This window comes from Anaerosporobacter sp. (genome assembly GCF_965301125.1).
Map to the genome: position 1 here is coordinate 221 of NZ_CBDLAM010000191.1, position 6,683 is coordinate 6,903.

At 34.5% G+C, this 6,683-nt stretch carries 5 protein-coding genes; 4 read left to right on the forward strand and 1 reads right to left on the reverse strand.

The genetic code is table 11. The annotated features are described in order from the left end of the window. Positions 1-134: 134 nt before the first annotated feature. The 4 genes from ACW2QF_RS16225 (at position 135) to ACW2QF_RS16240 (ending at position 6,268) form a co-directional block, all read left to right on the forward strand. Complete coding sequence (locus ACW2QF_RS16225; RefSeq protein ID WP_455717055.1) at positions 135-3,065, forward strand: starch-binding protein; 2,931 nt, start codon at positions 135-137, stop codon at positions 3,063-3,065. 102 nt (positions 3,066-3,167) lie between these two features. Then, positions 3,168-4,634 carry a protein adenylyltransferase SelO gene (locus ACW2QF_RS16230; RefSeq protein WP_455717056.1) on the forward strand — a complete coding sequence of 489 codons (1,467 nt, stop codon included), beginning with the start codon at positions 3,168-3,170 and terminating at the stop codon, positions 4,632-4,634. 253 nt (positions 4,635-4,887) lie between these two features. After that, positions 4,888-5,202 carry a hypothetical protein gene (locus tag ACW2QF_RS16235; RefSeq protein ID WP_455717057.1) on the forward strand — a complete coding sequence of 105 codons (315 nt, stop codon included), beginning with the start codon at positions 4,888-4,890 and terminating at the stop codon, positions 5,200-5,202. Positions 5,203-5,305: 103 nt separating this feature from the next. Further along, positions 5,306-6,268 carry a hypothetical protein gene (locus ACW2QF_RS16240; protein WP_455717058.1) on the forward strand — a complete coding sequence of 321 codons (963 nt, stop codon included), beginning with the start codon at positions 5,306-5,308 and terminating at the stop codon, positions 6,266-6,268. 51 nt (positions 6,269-6,319) lie between these two features. Here ACW2QF_RS16240 and ACW2QF_RS16245 read toward each other — a convergent pair whose 3' ends face one another. Then, a complete protein-coding gene (locus ACW2QF_RS16245) occupies positions 6,320-6,625 on the reverse strand; it encodes a DUF1540 domain-containing protein (RefSeq protein ID WP_455717059.1) in 306 nt (101 codons plus the stop codon). Positions 6,626-6,683 lie beyond the last annotated feature (58 nt).

Below are 6,683 nucleotides of genomic sequence, written 5' to 3' on the forward strand. Positions count from 1 at the left end.
CAATGGAAATATAGTGCAAAAACCTCTAGATTTGTTATACTGGAAATGTAATGAAATTACTTGCTAAAAATGCGGAGAAGGTATTTAATATTTAGTAGTTTACATTACATATAATGTATGAAGGAGGTTTTTCAATGAAAAATCAAAGAAACAAGCGTATGCTTTATAGCATATGCGCAATTATCCTTAGCGTAGTTATGGTGCTTTTAGACGTCGGTACAGCGAATAAGTATGTATTCGCAAGTACAAGCTCTACAAGCTCAAATAGCTATGAGCTTGTGGATAATACCCAGGATGCATCTATATTGCATTGCTGGAACTGGTCATATAAGACCATCGAAGATAATATGCAGTTAATAGCGGAGTGTGGGTATTCTGCATTACAGACATCTCCAGCAACACAACCAAAAGATTATACATATGCAGGGGTAGTAGGAACCGATGTAGGAACACCGGGATATGGAGGAACAGGTAACTGGTGGAAACTATATCAGCCTGTTACAGAAAGTGTTTGTGATAACGGTCAGACATGGCTAGGAACAAAGGCAGAACTTGAGTCAATGTGTGAAACAGCCGAGGATTATGGTATTAAAGTAATTGTTGATGTTGTAGCTAACCATATGGGCAACATAACTGGTTGGAAAAACTCACTTTCTGATGTTTCACTTCAGGTTGGTGAGTACTGGAATAAGGATATGCTTACGGATGCATCGTTTTGGCATATTAATTCCTATCAGGTATGGATGAGTGATAGTAGACTTCATTTTACAATGGGCACGTTAGGAATGCCAGATTTAAACACAGCAGATAAGAGGGTACAAGCATATATATCCAATTATCTTAAAGAATTAATTGACTGCGGTGTTGATGGATACCGATTTGATGCGGCAAAGCATATTGAAACACCTGATGATGATCCAGCTTATGCAAGTGATTTCTGGCCAACTGTTTTAGGTGAAGCAAGATCATATTATAAGTCTAAAACAGGTGGAGATCTTTATGTATATGGTGAAATTCTTAACACGGTAGGTGATAATTTTAGTATTAATTCTTATACGAAGTATATGTCAGTAACAGATAATTCTGCAGGAAATCATCTTCTAGAGGCATTTCGAAACAATAACGTTAATACTTTAAGTATGGATTACGCTGCAAATGTCTCTGTACTATGGGCAGAATCACATGATACATATATGAATGAATCTGCAAGATATGCTTCTGATAAATCCATTGTAAGGACATGGGCGATGGTAGCAAACAAAGATAATGCAGCAAAACTCTTTTTTGTAAGGCCATATAATTCAGTTGATATTCTTGAAGGAGACGTAGATGGCTCTTTGAAGAGTAATCTGAATAACACTCTAACACAAGCAACTATGGGGACTTGTGCAACTTATACATGGGCTTCTAAAGAAGTAGCAGCGATAAATCATTTTAATAACAGAATGGTAAATAATCAGGATAATATGGGGACCGATGGTAATATTGCATATTGCGTCCGTGGAAATGGTATGGTACTAGCTAATTTCAATGGATCAGGACAGATTTCAATGTCATCACATGGTATGGCAGATGGTACGTATACCGATGAGGTTTCAAGAAATACTTTCACAGTTGCTAATGGAGTTATTTCAGGAAGTATTAACAGCGAGTATGGTATAGCAGTTATTTACAAGAATGTAATGCCAAATCCTAGTACCTCATATCCTGTTCAAATTAGTGCCAGCGTCGGTAACGGTACCAATTTTTATGGAGATTCATTAAACGTTACGATTGAGGCACTATATGCAGATAGTGCAACATATTCTGCAAGCACTGGTGAATCAGGCTCATTCAGTGGTTCAAAGACAATAAACATAGGTAAAAGTTTATCAATTGGAGAATCGGTTACATTAACAGTAACGGGAACGAATTCGAGAGGAAAGGTAACACAAGTATATACATATACGAAGAATGAATATGATATGGAAAATTGTATATTCTTTAAGAATACATCGGGTTGGTCTACAGTTACAGCATATGCATGGAATGATACGGTATCCCCAGTAAAGAAAAATGCTTCATGGCCTGGTGAAAAGATGTTTGAATGTGATTCACAAAATGGTATCTACGCACTTAAGATAGATCCTGATGCAGGATATACGAAAATAATATTTAGTAACAATGGTTCATCACAGACGAAAGACCTGACAATTGGTGATATTGGTTATCTATATAATATGAGTACTGGAGAATGGGAACTTTATTATGAAGAAAGCGATAAAACACCTACAATTGTAGCATCCCAAGAGTCATCCACAATTACAGCTGCTACGGATATAACATTCTCTGTAAAGGATGCAGAGTATGCAACATATTCATTAAATGGTAATGACCCTATAAGTTTTGTGGATTCTGTGACAGTAACGGTTGGAGATAATCTTGAAGAAGGAGAAACGGATACTGTTGAAATCTATGCAGAAAACGGAACGAAAACAAAGACAGTTACATACCAATATACGATGGATTATACAGAGCCTGTAGTTACTGCATCCGTTTCAGATGGAACAACTTTTACGGATTCATTAGATGTTAAGTTTACAGTTACGAATGCATCAACTGCTACAATTTCAGATGGTGCAACAACATCCTCATTCGAAGATTCCATTAGCGTTACAGCTACCGATACTACGACTTATACAATCGTTGCAACAAAGGGAGATAAGAACTATACATTTACATATACTTATACGAAGGATAACGAAGACGAAAACTATATATATTTAAATGTAAGTGCATGTAGTTGGTTTGGTAATGATAGTGCTGTAGCAGTATCTAAGTTTAATAATGAAAGTGAATATACAAAATGCGAGAAGATAACATACAATAATACCGTATATTATAAAGCATTAGTACCAGAAGGTGCTACAAGTGTAACGATAGCTAGAATGATACCAAATGGTAATATCTATAATAATCTAACAATATCACTTGTAAGTGAAAAGAACGTATGGACATCCAATTCAAGCTTTAATAGTGGTAATTGGACATATAGTTCAGAAATAGGTACAACCTCAGCTAATTAAGCAAATAAAGAAGGATATTAAAAACGACAAATGAATAATAAATAACTAAGGAAAAGAGAATAATGTATCCTATATAAATCAAAAGGATAATAAGGAGATACAATGAGAGAAAAAATAATTAAATTACTGCATACGTATACTGAATTACCTCAGTGTTTCTATACAGAACAACGTCCAAGTAAAGTACTAAGTCCTAGACTAGCAATATTCAATATGGATTTGGCCAAGGAGTTAGACCTAGATACCGAGTTTTTAACAAGCAAAGAAGGAGCTCAGATCCTTTCTGGAAACAGTATTCTAGAAGGAACGATTCCGATTGCACAAGCATATGCAGGGCATCAATTTGGATATTTTAACCGACTTGGCGATGGAAGAGCAATTTTGCTTGGAGAATATAAAAACCCTGATGGTGAATTGATTGATATACAATTAAAAGGTTCAGGTAGAACACCCTATTCACGAGGTGGTGATGGTAAGGCAACATTAGGTCCTATGTTAAGAGAATATATAATCAGCGAAGCAATGTATGCCCTTGGAATACCAACTACAAGGAGTTTAGCAGTTATTACAACGGGTGAGAAGGTAATGAGAGAGGAATTATTACCTGGAGCTATTTTGGTCAGACTTGCTAAGAGTCATATTCGTGTTGGTACATTTCAATATGCAGCTAATTTTGGAGATGCTAATGATGTGAAGGCATTGGCAGATTATACGATTAAGAGACATTTTGATAAAGAGGTAAAAGCTGATTCTATACAAGAAAATCCATATCTAAGTTTTCTTCGAGCAGTAGTAGAAAGACAAGCTGAGTTAATTGCTAAGTGGCAGTTGGTTGGCTTTGTTCATGGAGTTATGAATACCGATAATATGTCAATTGCAGGAGAGACGATTGATTATGGCCCTTGTGCATTTATGGATGAATATAATCCCAATATAGTATTTAGCTCTATTGATACAGGGGGTAGGTATGCTTATAAGAACCAACCTTTGATAGGTGGCTGGAATCTTGCAAGATTTGCAGAAACATTGCTTCCATTTATACATGATAATCAGGAAGAAGCTGTAAGAATTGCGCAAGAGGAAATTTCCAAATTTAACAGTCTATATATGAATTATTGGTATTCAGGTATGAGAAGTAAACTTGGACTATTTCAGGAAAATGAAATGGATGAGCATCTAATTGAAGCACTTCTTAGTATGATGCAAAAATATAAGGTGGATTATACCAATACATTCCGTGATTTAACCATAGGAAATTTTGGTGGATTGGACCTTGGTCAGGCAGAAGAGTTTCAAGACTGGCTTGGTCTATGGCAATTACGATTAACGAAGCAACCCCAGTCCCTTGAAGAGGTAAGATCATTAATGCAGCAAAGTAATCCTACTGTGATACCACGTAATCACCTTGTGGAAGAGGCACTTGAGGCAGCGGTGGAATATAGTGATTTCAGTGTAATGGACTCACTTCTTGAATCCGTTACATGCCCATATGATTATACGAATAAAAAGAATTTGGATGTAAAACCACCTACAGAGAGAGGTCGCTATGTAACTTATTGTGGAACGTAGAGAGTAGAAGAAAATAGCGTGAACCAAGGAAAGTGTTCACGCTATTTTTATAGGAATATATCAAAAAGTTTGGGGGCTGATTTGTTTCAACCTCCTTTTTTCTATATAAAAAGGTATATTTCTAATTAATAATTATCTTTTTATAAAAAGTAAAAGGAAAAAAGTGTCAAAATGTTGAAACCACTCATAATATATAATATATTGATAAGAACAGTAATCAATAAATATTAATCCATTTGAAAGGTTAGATATTATGACTCAACAAAGAAATTGTACAGTTACACGTTGTCAGGCTATTACAGATGTTATTGAATCAGTAGCTAAGGAGCAAAAAGCATTAGCAAGAATTTTAGATAAAGCACATGACAAACCAAGACATCATGATAGTGATTTTTCTGATTGTTCAGATTTTAGTTCTTCTGACAGAACTTCTAAAGATGAAGACAATATTAAATTAATAAATGCAGTTGCACGTCTAGATTTCGTATTAACATTCAAACTTGCACTCTTCATCGATTGTGCATGTCCTAAAAATGGTTGCTGCGAACATGATAGATCACGTTTGTAAATAAGATATAGTACCCTTATTAGTTAGTGTAATATCTTCCCGTATTCTATGAATACGGGAAGAGTAAAAAAGTATTAATATGTTGTTAAGTGGGGTAGGTATTATGTTTAGAGTGGAAAGAAACAAAGATTTTATGTTAAATGATAGCCATTGTTTTAGAGGAATTGCCTTTGATGGATGTTGGTTTTATTTAACAGTTATGGACGAGAACAAAATAATAAAGTGCAATATGGATTTTGAAGAGATAGATTGTTTTATAACATGTAGATGTTATACGTATATTTGTTATGATTTCAATGAAGATTGTTTTTGGGCAACTGATAGCGAAGGTGAATCGTGTGTATTTAAGTTAAATGGATTGTTTGAAGAAATAGATATACTAAATATCTTAGTACCTGGGGTTAGAGATAGAAATATAACAGGTATTTCTTATAATTATTGTTCTGACAGACTATATTTATCGTTTTCAAATGCCATAGTATGTATAAATAAACATTGTTTACAAGACTGTAGAATGCTATTTTGTTGTAACAAAAAGCGAATACGAGGTATTACTGGCATTTTCTCATCTTTCATTACTTTTGGTATAGCAAGACCAAGAAAAGAAATTCGTATTATTCATTCGTGTGGTAGATGTATCAAGAGAATATCGGTTCCTTCGTGTCTTAGGGTTGAATCTATTTTTTCAATCCCATGTAGAAAAGATAACAGTATATTTCACTTTTTTGTTTTATTTACAAAACGCAATGGTAGACAATGCGTCAAGGAATTTATAGTAGTAGATTGTAGGTTACATGAACATAATAGGTGTTGCACTAAAGCATTAGAAGCGATTGCCTGTGATGAAGTGAAGATTGCAAATTGCCTTATAGAAGAAAGCGAAAGATTATTTCAAATAATGCAAACTTCCAATGACGCACATGAAATTAATGAAGCAAAGAAAGCACTATGTAGATTAATTAGAAGAGCAACAAAACGAGAATTTGAAATAGTTGAGAAATTACAAAAATTAATGGAATGCTGTGATTTTTGTAGAAATATAGAAAATTGTGAAGACGAGGTTTGATGAAAATAAATAAAACCACAAGAGAATTCTTTCTTGTGGTTTTATTTGCTTTTATCGCTTATTAAAAGTACTACATTCCGAATCATGACTGCCACTGCCAGAATGACAAGTACAGACCTCTACGGCGTCAGCGTGGCATGAACATTTCTCATTATACGTACAATCGCAAGCTTTGCAGGATATACTTGTTTCTGGTATAGCACTTCCGCTACAGTTAGTAGCTCCTGATGATTCTGAAAAACTACTGCAACAAGTATTGTCTATACGTTCTCCACCTGACACGTCTATGTTATTTAATCTACATAAGCGATCAGAATTATAATTGCATTTATAAACGGAACATGATAAATTTGGCATATAAACCTCCTAATTAAATTTATGAGGTTAGTATGTCCATAAGGTTATAAATTATGAT